The organism is Agarivorans sp. 1_MG-2023, from assembly GCF_030548385.1.
Classification (GTDB): Bacteria; Pseudomonadota; Gammaproteobacteria; order Enterobacterales; family Celerinatantimonadaceae; genus Agarivorans.
The window spans coordinates 82,601-97,003 of the sequence record NZ_JAUOSJ010000002.1; the positions used below are offsets into that span (position 1 = coordinate 82,601).

The window sequence follows — 14,403 nt, forward strand, 5'->3', positions numbered from 1 at the left end:
TAAAGCCTCAAAAGAGGCTTTATTAATTTGCTAGGTTGTCAATTTAGCTAAAAGCAGGTTGCGAGTCCTTAAGGTTTTTTATTTAATACCGCATCAATATCTGCGGCACTGTGGCGCTCGGCTAATTGCTCCCACTCTTCGCCCCAAGCCCGATTAACTATACGACCACGCTGTACGCCTTTACGCTGCTCAATTTCTTTGGCCCAGCGCATTAGGTTGGTGTAGCTACTGGCGTCTAAAAACTCTGCGGCTTCGTATACGGTATTTAACACTACGTTGCCATACCAAGGCCAAGTGGCGATATCTGCAATCGAATACTCGTCACCACCTAGGAATTGGTGCTTTGCCAACTGTTTGTCTAATACATCTAACTGACGCTTAGCTTCCATGGTGAATCGATTAATCGGGTACTCATATTTCTCTGGTGCGTAGGCATAAAAGTGACCAAAGCCACCACCCAAATAAGGTGCTGAACCTTGTAACCAAAATAACCAATTCATTACTTCGGTGCGTTTGGCGTGATCTTTAGGTAATAGCTGGCCAAACTTTTCAGCCAAATAAAGCAAAATTGCCCCAGATTCAAAAACCCGGATTGGTGTTTCGCCAGAGTTGTCTATTAAAGCAGGGATCTTAGAGTTTGGATTTACTTCAACAAAGCCTGAAGAAAACTGATCGCTTTCGCCAATGTTAATCAAGTAGGCGTCGTATTCGGCTTCTGCAACACCTAGCTGAAGCAGTTCTTCCAACATAATAGTGACTTTTTGGCCATTTGGTGTGGCTAAAGAATAGAGTTGTAAAGGGTTGGAGCCTACCGTTAGCTCTTGTTGGTGGCGTGCCCCTGAATCTGGTCGATTAATACTTGCCCATTGGCCACCATTTTCACTGTCCATGGTCCAGACTTTTGGCGGAATGAATTGCTTTGTCATCGTTTTTCCTTATCTGTTTAGGTGCTATCTATATGGATATAGGGGGGTTCTGTTGGCTTAAACTTATATCTTGCTTGTTCATTAGAACGCTTCAGCTCAGAAAAACATTCACATGACGCTCAATAAACAATTGAATATGGCTGAGTGACTCAGTTTGTTTTTATACTGTAAGAGTAAACCACTGGCAGTGGCAAATACTTTGCGGGTAGGTAAGTTAAAAAAGCCGAGTGAAGAGGCCCTGCTCGGCTGAAAAGTGGTGGGCTTATATCGCTAGCGGGTGTGGCTGATACCGCTACATAGGCTACCGATAAACCACCCTACATTACTGAGTATTGGTTCTCAGCTTTTGTTGTTTTATTCTCCTAGCAGCTAAACCAAACACGACTAAGGCGAATACGCCTGCACTGGCTGGTTCTGTTACGCTAACACTAGGCTTGTTTTGAGCACTGCTTGTGAGCAAGTCAATTTGCAGGTACATAGAGCTGTTTACGGTGGTTTCAGGCAAAGCAAACGATACACTGTCGGCAGTAAATCCGGTTTGTACGCCACTCATGTTAGTGATGACATCAATACCGTTTAACGCGGCATCAGGCATGCCTATCCAGTCTAAATCAGACAGTACAAAGCTGAGAAAACCCTGTCCATCACAAGTAAACCAGCCACAATATGGACCATTGTCAAAACTCACAAATATAGAATCGGCTAATACATCGATACTGAGCGAGTTATCGAAGTTGAAGTAGTCTGCGAACTCTACTTCATCACTTACCGTTGCTGACATAGCACCTTTGCCTTCGCAAAGTGCACTTGCCGAGCCTGAATCTTGTGAGCAGGAGAGGTAGATTTCATCGCTAATGATTGTGGCGGATGCAAAATTTGCAAACAGCAAGATAACGCTAACGCCAAAAGTAACAATCAGTTTTTTCATTATTATTCCCTATCGTTGGTGATATGCCATAGGGAACACAGCAGGTATTAGGCCACTATTAAATTATTGTTATTTTATAGTGAGTTAAGTGCTGTTAAGAAAGGGCGTAGCGCGTTTTTTTAAAGCACATTCTCGCAAATTCGCATTTTGATAGTAGACAAGTTAGTCATAGGCATACCCATCCACATCCACTGCTAAGTAAACTTGTGTTGAAGGTAGATAGTAATCCGGTGCAGTATTCCTATCGATTGCGAGAGAATTAGTAGAGAGCCACACCTAGGCTGAGCTGAATGGGGTGAGCTTAAAAATGATGAACATGCCTTATAACATCTATTCTACAGTTTTTATCACCTTGGCAGGGTTACCGCCAATCACCACATTGTTACCAACACTCTTGGTTACTACTGCGCCGGAGGCCACGACGACGTTATCGCCTAATGTTACCCCTGGATTTATGGTGGCATGGCCGCCGATCCAGCAGTTGTCGCCAATGGTAATGCCTTTAGCAAATTCAATACCTTGGTTACGTTCTATTGGGTCGATAGGGTGGCAAGCTGTGTATATACCAACCTGTGGCCCAATAAAGCAGTTATCGCCTATGGTGACAGGCCCGCAATCAAGGATCACGCAAGCAAAGTTCATGTAAAAGTTGTCGCCTACCGAAATATTTTTTCCGTAGTCACAATTAAACTGCGGCTCAATTTTAATTGCGCCTTTAATGCTGCCGAATAATTCATGTAGCAGCTGGCTGCGTTGCTCAGCTTGCTGGCGGGTTGTTTGATTGTATTGATGGCAAATAGATCTGGCTTGAGTGCGCATTGCCGTGAGTTCACTATCGCTAGGGTCGTAAACTTCACCACGCAGCATTTTGTCTCGTTCAGTCATAGGCTGTTCTTTTGTTGTGAGTTATCAGCGTTATTAGTGAGCAACGCTAAGGCTTTATAGGTGGATAGATTACGTTAATTACTCGCCATCTTACTTTGACTTGGATTGCTTAATGGCTGGTTTTTGGCAATTAAGTATAAGAAAGAATAGGCGACTTACTGGGGATAAACCGCCTAATCTTTAGGTCGGTTTCAGTTGTTTTAGTATTTGAGTGAGTGAGGTACTTTGGTAAAGAGTACCTAAAGCTTGCTTCATCTTGCTGCCATCAAGCAAAACCGGTTGACGCCATAAGTAACGCATTTTTAGTACCTCTTTTATGGTGGGTACAAATGGTGACAGGAGAGCGAAGCTCCACCACGCAAATTTTCGGGTGAGCAGTGGCTGTTGGTTGTTCTCAAAGGCCTGCTGCCAATCTTTGGTGTTTAGGCGTAAACCGGGGTCATGCCATACCTCAAAGTCACTTTGCGTTAGCTCGAGTACTTGAGCGGTATTGGCACATAGATCGGGTAAGTAAGACCAAAAGTGCTGATGCTGAGCATTATGAGGAAAAGCCATTTGAGTATGGTTGCGTTTGTATTTGATCAACATGCTAGGCCAACTTAAATGGGTATTGGGGCCAATAAAGTCACCTGCTCGCACAATGGTAATTTTTGCACCGTTGTCAGCGGCTTTGCGTAAGCGCTGTTCCATTGCCACTCTTATTTGGCCTTTAGTGGTAATAGGTTGCATTTGGTGGCTCTCGTCAATGGCTTGCTCTGTGGGGCTGTAGTTATACACGTTACCGGGAAACAATAGCCGTATTGCCATTTGCTCGGCCACTTGCACGCTAGGCTCTATTAGCGATAGGGCTTCTTCTTGCCAACGGTGGTAGGCGGGATTAACGGCGTACACGATTAAGTCTGCACCTTCTGCCGCAGCGGCTAGCTGTTGATAGTTACTGGCATCACCTTCTACGATGTGTTGTGCGTTTAGCCATGATGGCGCTTTGGCGCGGTTACGCATTAGCGCTTTTATTTGCCAGCCTTGCTGATTTAACGCGTGAGCCATTTCTGATCCAAAGTTACCGCTTATGCCTACTATGAGTGCTGTTTTCATTTTCTTTTCTCCAGTTGATAAACCAATTATATGATTCATAATCAAATAGAGAATGGCCAAAAATTAGTAATGGGTATGCAAATATGAATAGCGATAACTGGCAATGGTGGCAGTATTTTTTAGCCATCGCCGAGCAAGGCAGTTTGAGCCGAGCGGCCGATAAATTAGCGGTATCACAACCTACCTTAAGTCGTCAGCTACAGGCCATGGAGGCGCAACTTGGCCAGCCTTTATTTGATAGAAGTACCCAAGGTTTAAGCCTGACCGATTTTGGACAGGGTTTACTAGAAGAGTGCCAACACATGCAAAGCAGCGCACAAAGGCTGCAGCGCTTAGCTACTGGACAAGCGCAAACCCTCACTGGTCGTGTTCGCTTATCTGCCAATGAGCTAATCGCCTTGTACTACCTACCTAAGTTGTTACCCAGTTTTATGCAAACTTACCCGCAGGTATCGCTTGAAGTTGAAGTGAGTAACCGAGCTAGCAACCTAGATAAGCGCGATGCAGATGTGGCCATTCGCATGTTTCCTCCCACTCAATTGGATGTTTACTGTCGACGTTTGTTTTGATATTCCTCTCGGCTTTTACGCCAGCCTAGAATATCTAGCCCAACAGGGTGAACCTTGCGACCCGCAGAGCTTGTTTCAACATCGAGTACTGGGTTACGACCGCGACCCGCAATTTGAAGCCGGCGCTAGGCAATTAGGTATGTCAGTTAAAAACGAGCAATTTTTACTGCGCACCGACTGTTTACCTTTGCAATTGGAGCTCGCTAAACAACATGCTGGCATTGTGGTTAGCCACCAAACATTGTGTGAGGCTGCAGGCTTAATCAAGCTTGATGTTGGCATAGAACTCCCCGCACTGCCGCTCTACTTGGTGTGCCACAGAGACGTGCAACACAACAAAAAAATCCGAGTGTTAATGGATTTTCTAGCTGAAACAATAACCTTAAATAGCTAGTTGCATATTTGAGTTATATAGACCGATGACTCGATAGAAAAAAGCCCGCTGTAGCGGGCTTTTTAGTGTGAGTCAGTCGCTCTAGTTTTGCAGGTTGCCGTCTACATCGTAGAACATTTGAGTGCTGTAATTTTCAAGTGGAAGTTTGTCGATAGTGCTGCGGCGTTTTACGTAATCAACAAATGATTGTGCATAATCGAGGAAGCTATCTTCAAACTTACTTTCGTCTGCTGCTATGTCGGCAAAGCTAAAGTAACCGTCGCGGCCGCCAGCAATATAGTCGTTAGTGACAACCGTAAGGCTGGCATCATCACTTAAAACAACCCAATCCGTTGTGTCTTTGGCTTTCACTTCTACATCGTATAAACGTGAACCAGCTGCTTGCGACATATCCACTTTGTAGCGCAAGCCTGCAGCGTAAGGATAAGCACCGGTAGAGCCGTCTGGGTCTAGGGCGTAATCGACAGCTTCGTTCAGTACTGTTTTGATTTCTGCGCCGGTCATTTCTAGATACACAAGGGTATTAGAAAAGGGCAGTAAGGTGTATGCATCACCAATGGTGTAATTGCCTTGCGGTACGTCGTTACGCACTCCGCCTGCGTTTTGTATCGATACATCGCCTCGAATCGCTTGCTCTAAAAATGCTTGAGCCACCAAGTTTGAAATGTCTGAGCCGTTCGCGCTAGTGGCTGATACATCACAAAGGGTGCTGCGGCCTTGGCCTGGGATACGCTCAAAACATAGGTTTTGTGCTACATCGCCCACAACCGCTTGTTTTAATACGTCTACTTCTTCTGCATACACGGCTAATACGGCAGCTGCGTTGGCGTCTGGCGTTACGATAGACAGATTAGCGTTTGCTGTTACTTGCGCAGTGACGGCATCTCGGTCTGCGCCTGTAAGCTCAACACGAGTACCGGTGCTGTCTTTACGTTTAAAACTGTCGGCCAGCATTAAGTGTGGCGTACCCGTACAGCTTGCTAATTTGCCGTTGCCGTCAAATGTTACGGCTAGATCTCCAACTACCGCAGAGTATTGCCACGCTTGGGCGACACAAACAGGGTCGCCGTCTAAGTTGCTTAGCATGGTGGGGTAATCACCTTGGGTATTTAGGCCTAGGTCGGCAAAGTCACCCAATAGTGTGTGCGAGTCACCACCAATAATCACGTCTACGCCGCTAAGCTTAGCGGCTAGCTCTACATCGTTTTTGTACTGGTAGTGAGTAAGCAAAATAATGTTGTTTACGCCTTGGCCCTTTAGCTCATCAATGTACATTTGGGCGGTAGTGGTTTCATCATGAAAGAGGGTGGTGGCGTCTGGGCTTGAAGAGTTCTTGGTTTTAGTCGCAATGTCGATACCAATAATACCTACTTTGGCATCACCAAAAGACTTAATCATATAAGGTTGGAAGTAGTCCCAACGGGTAACGGGAGCGAGCGGCGATACGCCAACTTCAGGCTCTACATTCGCGGCTAATACTTGGGTTTGACAAGTTGGGCTGTAAAGAAACTCTAAGAAGGTTTTAAGGCCAGCGTCGCCGCCATCAAACTCGTGGTTACCAAGGGCAAAGGCATCAAAACATACTTCGTTCATCAGTGCTGCGTCGGCTTCACCTTTAAACAAGGTGTAGTAAAGATCGCCAGAAATTGCATCACCCGCATGTAGCTTCAACACATTGTCTTTGCTGGCGGCGAGTTCATTTATTTTTGCGACTACTTTAGGGAAACCACCTACCGATACACGCGTAGCTTCGCCAGCTAAGGTTAGGTCTATACCTGTGTCAGCCTGCAGGTGAGAATGATGATCGTTAACGTGCAAAACGTTAATGGTAAGCGGTTGAGCTGGCGTAGTGGTGTTGTCATTATCGTTACATGCAGCTAACACCAAACCGAGTGGGACTATGGCAAGCCATTCCTTGCGAAAATTCATCTTTACTAAATCCTTCTAGATAGAAAACTCTAGACCTTAGTGACTGTAGATGAATCCTAGATGAACTATTTTTGTCTTTTTTATGTCGCGGTGATATTCAAAATGGACTTACTTGATGTTTACCAGCATTGAAGGGTAATGAAGCCCTTCTATTGCACGCGCCTATAAGTACGAGCCGAATAGAGGCTTGTAATATCTTTAATCAGATTTTTGTAATCAATTACCATTGTTAAGTTAAAGGAGGGAATCTAAGTTATTCAAAGTTTACTTTAGTTATAAACTCACCATCTAAACGCTTAATATCTAGCTCCTCAAGCGGAGTACCTGTAATTGTTGTGCAAAACGCTGAAAATAAAATATCTAGCTCATTTGGTAATAAGCCTTCACGAGTTTGGTGCTTTAAAGGCAAGGCATCTACGTCGATGGCTATTTTTATTGTGCTATTCAATAGTTGTTCGCACAAAGGTAACACTTGTCCAATTACATCAAATTGATCATTAATCGGTGTATATGTTTTTAGAATATGAGTTTTTAACTCACTAGCCTGCCTGTTAGCTTTTTTCAGGTCAATATCGATGAAGCGGCCTGTTTTATAATCCACTTTAACTCTTTGAGTGCTCATGCCATTGTGGAGTGTTTAGCAATAGACAATGATATTTTATGTGCTGCGGTTTTTATTGGTAGTCCTCGGGATATAGGTGCGATGTAACTTCATCTAAAAGCGCCTTTAATTTTAGTTCTTCTGGAGAGGCAAAGTTTCTTGAAGCAAGAACCCCATAGGTAAATATTTTTCCTCGAGGGAGGTTATTCCTAGGATTATGTCCACGCTTCGCTTCATGCAATATGAATTTTAGCTGTTCTATTATTGAGTCATAAATAGCACCTTCAATAGACGGTATGCTTTTCTTGGAAAACTCAGTTAATGCAAGGCTTGATGATACTGTAAGCATTGGAATATTCACTTGATGTCCCTTTGAATTTGATAGAGAAGTGAGCAACAGCTGACTCTTCCAACTCAGAACAACGGTTTTGATTTTGCTCTATCAACGCCAATACATGTTTCTTGGATGTTTATAACTCGCCGCTATCAATTTTTTTGGCAATTATTTTAAGGTTATCCAATAAGCCCTTATCAAATAGCATTTCATCAGTGAAACAAAATTCTTGCTGTTTCTTAAACGTTGAACTTCCATATCTATCACGACTCGCGTTTGCTAAACCGTACCCCGGTGTGCCAAACCAACGACTAGCCACAAGTTTTTCGTCGTTAATTACTTCACTATATGTGAGTTCTTCTTTTTTTAAGCCGCCTTCAGCTTCTGTTTTCATAAACTTCTGCTCAATAGCATTGATGAACCATGATAATCCGCTCTTTGGAAACTCTATAAATGAACCGCCAACCCATTTTTCGGGTTTTCCGTTCAAGGGGGGGAAGTACCCTTTAGTTGCCCAAATAAAATAATCATCGTCGAGTAACAAATAGTAGTAATCGGTATTTCTATTATTGAATGTAGGTTGAGAATAACGAAAAATTACTCGCTTATCTTCACCAAGCTTATATGGGTCTGTATTTTCAAATGTTCTCATAAGTTTATTCGCTTAATTGCACCTAGGTCTTCTAACTTACCTAGTTGTTGTGGGTTTTTATCGTAAGTAAAGACTTCTACAGGGCCGTAAGCAATATGGCTGGTAACATTGGTATCACGAGTCATACCGTTCCCAGTAAAGATTTCCCAAGCGCTAATCTTTGTTGCTATTTCGTGCCTGTCACTCAACAACCCAGCGGTTTCCTCATCGTGACCAAGTGCCTCAGCAAATTCTTGCCTCTTCATTGGGTTGTTCATGTCGACCCCAGCATCCCAAGCGCTATTGGCAAAACTTTCATACTTAGGGGCAAAGTCTTCATCCATCACTTTGTTAGCAATGCTTGGGTCGATCCCTATATCAGGGTTACCTGCAATCATCCGGTTCATGTTATCAAATGTTGGAATGACAGAAACAACATCACCAGCATCGGCAACTTTTTGCTTATCGATAAGCAACATGGTGTATGTTTTCTCAGGCTTATATCGAGTGCCAAAAGCGTTTAATAAAAGCTCAGCATCACTATCGGCATGTTCTACTTGGCTCATTGGTGCGGTCCATGTTACTGCTCGACCACCTTTTACTTGGCCAATGGTTCCTGAGTCTTCTGAATGAGCGGTTTCAATTATCCTAACAAGAATATTTTCGTTAAGACCGTTTTCTACTATGGCTAATTTGTCTTCTAGAGTATAAGGCGTTTTGGGAAGAGCAGAATTTGCTGCCTTAGCGTCGGTAATCGCGGTTTTAGCTATTTCTAAACGAGTGCTTGCTTCGTTGATTGTTTGGGCTGGATTTAACCGCTTAGGTGCAGTTTTTGCTTGTTTCTGCTGGCTAGAACTTGGAGGCTGAGATGATTGTTGCTCAACCCTACCACCTTGGCCCAAAGTTTCCTTGGTTGGAGTGGCTCGAGGGCCAACAGTTTTCTCTGGCAAAGTCGCTACAGGAATACCGCCTTCGGTATCTGTTGGGGCATTGGTTGCAAAGCTTTCACCCTTATACACTTTTACTTCGCCACTGATAATGGCTTTACTTAACCAGGCATGTTTTTGCTGCTCGGTTTTATGGTTAGCCATAAAATCGCCAGCCATGTTGGAATAGAGTTTGTTTAGGTCAAACTGGTAACCCCACATGGTGCTATGGTTTTGCAGTAAGGATTCAGCCCAATAAACATCTATATAGCTGTGGAGTTGCTCACCTTGATGACGTGCACCGCTATGCCTAGGAACAAAAACGTAAGACTGGCCAAAGGCATCTACTAACAAGGTTTGGTTGAATTTGGATTGCTGAACGAAATTAGCGTGTGGCTGCATACTTGCTTCCTATATAGCTAATTAGTTTGTCTACCTTAAACATACGATTCCTTGCCTGTCTGTTGTTCGATATTAACTGCAAAATCAATAAAGTGGGGATGCTATCAGTCTAGTGAGTTATGAGTCAATATTGATGTTGAGAAACTCATCAAAGTAGCTGTGAGGAATAGGCAAATCTGTTCGAAATACTTGGTTTTTTTTAGATAGATTTGGGGAAACCTATTGGTTAGAAAGGGAAGTCTGTAACTTTATAAGGGTGAGTTGCTAAGCAAAGAAAGTGACAGACTTTGTTGGAACGGGTTAATTCATGTAGTTAGCCAAAGGGTTTAATGGTTTAACTACAGCAGGCCTTTCCTGAGCGACCGGATCTGTTGTGGCGTTTATTTGGTTGGCCACAACAGCGATTGGCTTGTTGGCGGTCTTCGCAGTGATGGTTTTTATTGTACTGAGTAGAAGCGCGCCCTTGGCTAGGGTGGTGAAGTTCTAACAAGTCACTGGTGGTGGCTGCTTTTACCTCGGTTTTATGGCCTACTTGAAAGACTTTAATGCCAGCCTTTAATAGTTTGGCTAAGGCGCGCTCTCCAATATTACGCACAATCACCACCTCGGTTTTCATGGTTTGTAGTTGAGTGATAATGGCGCTTTTATCGATGCAAGAGGCTTCAGCGTTGGCCGCTGGGTTCTCCCAGTTGGCGATTAAGCTATTGTTGTGGGTAAAAAATGAAAATTGCTCTGCTTTAGAAAAGTGATTAGCGACTAAAGCTTGGTCATTTGCTACGGCATAAATCATGGTTTGCTTCCTTTTATTCAATATTCTCTTCTTCAAATAGTAATGCGCTGCCTTCTATTAAGCTGGCGGCTACCTTGTATCTCGCTTGATTAACAATGTTGCCAAAGGTTTGCCGTGATACACCCATTTGATCTGCGGCGGCTTGTTGGCTCATATTGTGGTAATCGGCTAGGCGCAGTGCTTCTAGCTCTTCGGGCAGTATGTTTATTTTGTTTAATTTGCTCATTGGCACGCCGTTAGGTTTAAAGCAACGGTGGGCGGGAGCACCCCCAATACGGCGGCATTTCTTCGGTCTAGGCATTTTTGCTCCTAATGTGATGAGTTAACCATACACCAGTAATTGGCATATGCCAATTACTGGTGTGATTTATTTATGGCATATGCTATTAATGGAGACTGAATATTGCTTAGGGAGATAATCAGTGAATAAGCTACAACCCACGAACCACCAACATTGCATCGCTTGTGGTGATCCGCAACTAAACACCTATTCCATGGGGTTGACGTTCTCACTTAATCAACTAAAAGAAGCATGGGCAACGGTAAAGCTTGGGGATAGGTATCAAGGTTATAGTGGGGTGTTACATGGCGGTGTTATCAGCACTTTATTAGACGATGCAATGGTGAATCGATTGTTCTTTGAAGGAGTAGAGGCAATGACCGCTGAGTTAAAGGTTCGCTTTGTTAGGCCTATTCCTGTGAGTCAAACCTTACGCTTAAGTGCTCAGCTTGTTGGCGAGCGCAGAGGCATTTATTCGCTCACTGCATCATTATGTGTCGATCAGCTGATTTATGCCAAAGCCCAAGCTAAGTTTATTGCCGCTGGTCCGCGCTAATCTAACTTGAAGTGCGTTAATTAGCAGGGGGAGTGCTTAATCGACTTAGGCTAACAGTTTGGCTTTAAGGTCCTCGTTGCCTAAAAAAATATCGTTGTTTTATGCTTTCTACAGACAAGCAGCGTTGAGCTACACCACTACTTTAATTGTGAAAGTGGCTATGAGAGCAAAGGCAACAAAATGAAAAAACTAATCACATTTGCAATCTTAGCGTTACTGGCCATTGTTAGCGGTTGTAAAGAACAGGGGAGCGTTAACCTTTGTTCAAAAAATGCCAACGCGAGTTCGTGTAACAGTAACAATACCGGCGGCAATAAAGGCGGCCAACCTATTAACCCCAACAACACATTGAATACTGAAGGGATTTACCGTGACACTGCCGACGATCATGTTGCTGTGGTGAGCAGCAATGGACGAGTATTATTTTGGGATGACTATTTCACTGATCGCGAAGTGGAACAGCGTGGCTTAGTGCGTATTTCTGTGCAAGCAGACACCGAGTATACAGAAGACAGCGCCTGCCAATATCCTTCTGGTTATGCGGCTAGCCATGTTTACAGTTTCACACGGATGCAAGATAAGGCCGTGCAGTTTAATACTAATTGTGGGGATGCACGGTTCTATACGAAGCGCCCAAACAAACAAACCCTGACAATGACGACTGCAGACAATAGTGTTTTATATAGCGCTGCAGGAGAGTACTTAGAAATTACGGATTTAACCCTCATCAATACCGATGGCATGCAGGCCACATTGGCTGACAATGGTCAACTTAAGTTTAATCACCCCTATACGGACTGCGAGCAAGAATACCTTGTAGATGAAACCAGTTTGGTCATTCTTAGCAGCCCAAATTGCGAGGCCACCGGTTTTGTTTCAGGCTTTTATCAGCCATAGCATAAGGTAACTACTTAACTACAGTAACAGCACGAGAGCTGTGTTTTGCGGTATGCTAACGGTATTCATATCGTTGTTGGTTTTACCACCCTTAGAGTACAAGCATGAGCAAAATAGACTTTAAAAAAGAATTAAAGCAGTTTTATCGCCCTTCAGCTAAAAAAGTGGCGCTAGTCGATGTGCCGACCATGAATTTTTTAATGGTAGATGGGCAGGGTGAGCCTGGCTCTGAACGCTACCAAGCAGCGGTAGAGGCGCTGTTTTCACTCGCCTATACCCTTAAGTTTATGGTTAAGAAGAGCGTGGGAATTGATTACGCAGTAATGCCGCTGGAAGGCCTGTGGTGGGCGGAAGATATGAGTGATTTTGTAAACGACAACAAGGCTAATTGGATTTGGACGATGATGATTATGCAGCCAGAGTGGGTGACCACAGAGCGGGTGGCTGAGGCGATAAAACAAGTCAACACCAAGAAAAATTTGGCCGCTATAGATTTAGTTCGCTTTGCTGAGTTTACTGAAGGTAAATGTGCACAAACTCTACATGTGGGGCCGTTTTCTGAAGAGGGACCAACGGTAGAGCGGGTTCATCAATTTATTAGCGATAGCGGCAGTCAACTGCGGGGTAAACATCATGAAATTTACTTGTCTGACATTCGCCGCGCCGCCCCAGAAAACTGGAAAACAGTGATTCGCCAAGCCATGGTTTAAGGTCATTACCATTAAGACTTAAGGAGAAGTTAAAGATGATTCCGCTAGATACGTCGATTGTTTCTGGAGTGGCTTTATCGCAATTTAATGGCCAAACCAAAATGCTGTTGATGAAGCGCAGCAAGGGCAATTATTGGTGCCATGTAGCAGGCCATATAGAGGGCGACGAGAAGGCGTGGCAAGCAATGGTGCGCGAGTTTAAAGAAGAAACTCAGATAGAGGTCACTCAGCTTTACAACGGGCAGATTCTTGAGCAGTTTTTTGAAGCCAACAGCAATGTAATGCAAGTTATTCCGGTGTTTGTGGTGATCTGTCCTCCAAACCAAGCTGTGGTATTAAATCACGAACATACCGACTATCGTTGGGTGGGAATTGAAGAGGCTCAATCCATGGTACCGTTCCCTAATCAACGCGAGGTGTATCAGCATGTTTGGCAGCACTTTGTATTAGCCCACCCACACCCTTTATACGCAGTAGATATTTAATCTATTTACAAGTAGTAGCGGAGAGTTTTTGATTACTTTTTAGCATCGTGCCGGTTACTGAGTCGCTTCGAATATTTACTCAAATGGCTGTTGCTGCGTTGGTCTGCAGGTTATATAGAAGCGTCTATTTAAGCTTACAGGGCGAGTAGTTTGATATTTTTTGTTGATGAAAAATTCATGGATTTTGCCATCTCAATGTGTTTTTATGCCTTATTAATTTAATTGTTAGTGAGTACTTAATGTCTCTAAAGGGCTTGTTTTCACTGACTTTACGCATGATAAGGATGTACATGTCTCGTTTTATATTATTATTGTTGTTAATAGGGCTTAGTGGCTGTGGTGGTTCATCTGACTCTGGCGAACCCACACCAAATCAACCTAACGATCCGGTTAATCCAGAAGAACCTGCAGAGCCAACAGAGCCAACAGAGCCAACAGAGCCAACAGAGCCAACAGAGCCAACAGAGCCAACAGACAATACCCTTCAAGCTCGTATGTTAGAGGCCGTAAACCAAGCACGAAGTATAGGGCGTAACTGTGGTAGCGACTATTACCCTGCGGTAGCCTCGCTAAGTTCCAACCTAAGTTTGCAACTGGCCGCTGAAGAGCACTCAAACAATATGGCCAATTACGATTTCTTTTCTCATACCGGACTAGACGGATCTAGCTCAGCCACTCGCGCTACGGCGCACGGTTATAGCTGGTCTTACGTTGGCGAAAATATTGCTGCGGGGCAACGCACTTTAGAAAGCGCGATGTCTGGTTGGTTAAGCAGCACCGGCCACTGCAAAAATATTATGAACGCTAACTACACTGAGCTAGGTGCCGCTATGAGTGAAAACAGCGGCAGTAGTTATGGCCGGTATTGGACTCAGGTATTTGGAGCGCAACGCTGAGAAAAGTAATAAGCAATGAGTCTCTGATTAAAAGCCTAGCTAGCTGGACTTTCACTTTATAAAAGTCTGTTTGATACATATTGAGTGTGTAGGCCAAAGTAGGCTCAGAACTCTAATCAGTATTTAAAGGTACCGAGAGGCTTAATCATTTGTTGGTGAGCTACATTGC

The 14,403-nt window shown here is 43.9% G+C and carries 18 protein-coding genes; 7 read left to right on the plus strand and 11 right to left on the minus strand.

Translation table 11 applies throughout. From position 1 onward, the window contains the following. Window positions 1–68: 68 nt before the first annotated feature. The 4 genes from yghU to Q4592_RS02440 form a co-directional block, all read right to left on the minus strand. Window positions 69–926, minus strand: a complete 858-nt coding sequence (yghU, locus tag Q4592_RS02425; protein WP_303509329.1) for a glutathione-dependent disulfide-bond oxidoreductase — start codon at window positions 924–926, stop codon at window positions 69–71. Between the two features lie 322 nt (window positions 927–1,248). Then, window positions 1,249–1,854 (minus strand): hypothetical protein, encoded by a 606-nt coding sequence (locus Q4592_RS02430; RefSeq protein ID WP_303509332.1) that lies wholly within the window; start codon window positions 1,852–1,854, stop codon window positions 1,249–1,251. Between the two features lie 330 nt (window positions 1,855–2,184). Continuing rightward, on the minus strand, window positions 2,185–2,739 hold the full coding sequence (locus Q4592_RS02435; RefSeq protein ID WP_303509335.1) for a sugar O-acetyltransferase: 555 nt from the start codon (window positions 2,737–2,739) through the stop codon (window positions 2,185–2,187). Between the two features lie 180 nt (window positions 2,740–2,919). Further along, window positions 2,920–3,834, minus strand: a complete 915-nt coding sequence (locus Q4592_RS02440; RefSeq protein WP_303509338.1) for an NAD-dependent epimerase/dehydratase family protein — start codon at window positions 3,832–3,834, stop codon at window positions 2,920–2,922. Between the two features lie 83 nt (window positions 3,835–3,917). On the opposite strand from Q4592_RS02440, the gene Q4592_RS02445 reads away from it, so the two are divergent. Together Q4592_RS02445 and Q4592_RS02450 are read left to right on the plus strand one after the other, a co-directional pair. After that, window positions 3,918–4,403 carry a LysR family transcriptional regulator gene (locus tag Q4592_RS02445; protein ID WP_303509340.1) on the plus strand — a complete coding sequence of 162 codons (486 nt, stop codon included), beginning with the start codon at window positions 3,918–3,920 and terminating at the stop codon, window positions 4,401–4,403. Beyond that, window positions 4,378–4,797 (plus strand): LysR substrate-binding domain-containing protein, encoded by a 420-nt coding sequence (locus tag Q4592_RS02450; RefSeq protein WP_303509342.1) that lies wholly within the window; start codon window positions 4,378–4,380, stop codon window positions 4,795–4,797. The genes Q4592_RS02445 and Q4592_RS02450 overlap by 26 nt, the downstream gene beginning before the upstream one ends. 81 nt (window positions 4,798–4,878) lie before the next feature. On the opposite strand, the gene nadN is transcribed toward Q4592_RS02450, so the two are convergent. From nadN to Q4592_RS02485, 7 genes are all read right to left on the minus strand, one after another. Continuing rightward, window positions 4,879–6,726, minus strand: a complete 1,848-nt coding sequence (nadN, locus tag Q4592_RS02455; protein ID WP_303509346.1) for an NAD nucleotidase — start codon at window positions 6,724–6,726, stop codon at window positions 4,879–4,881. Between the two features lie 253 nt (window positions 6,727–6,979). After that, the gene (locus Q4592_RS02460; protein WP_303509348.1) at window positions 6,980–7,327 is read right to left on the minus strand and encodes a hypothetical protein; all 348 of its coding nucleotides are present in this window, start codon (window positions 7,325–7,327) and stop codon (window positions 6,980–6,982) included. Between the two features lie 73 nt (window positions 7,328–7,400). Further along, complete coding sequence (locus Q4592_RS02465) at window positions 7,401–7,688, minus strand: immunity protein Tsi6 family protein (protein WP_303509351.1); 288 nt, start codon at window positions 7,686–7,688, stop codon at window positions 7,401–7,403. A 109-nt stretch (window positions 7,689–7,797) separates the two neighbouring features. Then, entirely contained in the window at window positions 7,798–8,313 is a 516-nt protein-coding gene (locus Q4592_RS02470; protein WP_303509356.1) for a hypothetical protein, read from the minus strand. Beyond that, window positions 8,310–9,620 (minus strand): hypothetical protein, encoded by a 1,311-nt coding sequence (locus Q4592_RS02475; RefSeq protein WP_303509358.1) that lies wholly within the window; start codon window positions 9,618–9,620, stop codon window positions 8,310–8,312. The genes Q4592_RS02470 and Q4592_RS02475 overlap by 4 nt, the downstream gene beginning before the upstream one ends. 334 nt (window positions 9,621–9,954) lie before the next feature. Continuing rightward, window positions 9,955–10,410 carry a NifB/NifX family molybdenum-iron cluster-binding protein gene (locus Q4592_RS02480; protein WP_303509360.1) on the minus strand — a complete coding sequence of 152 codons (456 nt, stop codon included), beginning with the start codon at window positions 10,408–10,410 and terminating at the stop codon, window positions 9,955–9,957. Window positions 10,411–10,423: 13 nt separating this feature from the next. Beyond that, window positions 10,424–10,711 carry a DUF134 domain-containing protein gene (locus Q4592_RS02485; protein WP_137672226.1) on the minus strand — a complete coding sequence of 96 codons (288 nt, stop codon included), beginning with the start codon at window positions 10,709–10,711 and terminating at the stop codon, window positions 10,424–10,426. Between the two features lie 121 nt (window positions 10,712–10,832). Between Q4592_RS02485 and Q4592_RS02490 the strand changes: the two genes are divergently transcribed. From Q4592_RS02490 to Q4592_RS02510, 5 genes are all read left to right on the plus strand, one after another. Beyond that, a complete protein-coding gene (locus Q4592_RS02490) occupies window positions 10,833–11,246 on the plus strand; it encodes a PaaI family thioesterase (RefSeq protein ID WP_303509363.1) in 414 nt (137 codons plus the stop codon). A 180-nt stretch (window positions 11,247–11,426) separates the two neighbouring features. Further along, window positions 11,427–12,143: a hypothetical protein gene (locus Q4592_RS02495; RefSeq protein ID WP_303509365.1), complete on the plus strand. Its 717-nt coding sequence runs from the start codon at window positions 11,427–11,429 to the stop codon at window positions 12,141–12,143. A 104-nt stretch (window positions 12,144–12,247) separates the two neighbouring features. Further along, entirely contained in the window at window positions 12,248–12,853 is a 606-nt protein-coding gene (locus tag Q4592_RS02500; protein ID WP_303509367.1) for a GyrI-like domain-containing protein, read from the plus strand. A gap of 35 nt (window positions 12,854–12,888) precedes the next feature. Continuing rightward, on the plus strand, window positions 12,889–13,338 hold the full coding sequence (locus tag Q4592_RS02505) for an NUDIX pyrophosphatase (protein WP_303509369.1): 450 nt from the start codon (window positions 12,889–12,891) through the stop codon (window positions 13,336–13,338). Between the two features lie 290 nt (window positions 13,339–13,628). Next, window positions 13,629–14,234, plus strand: coding sequence for a CAP domain-containing protein (locus Q4592_RS02510; protein WP_303509371.1), 606 nt, complete (start codon window positions 13,629–13,631; stop codon window positions 14,232–14,234). Window positions 14,235–14,403: the final 169 nt, after the last annotated feature.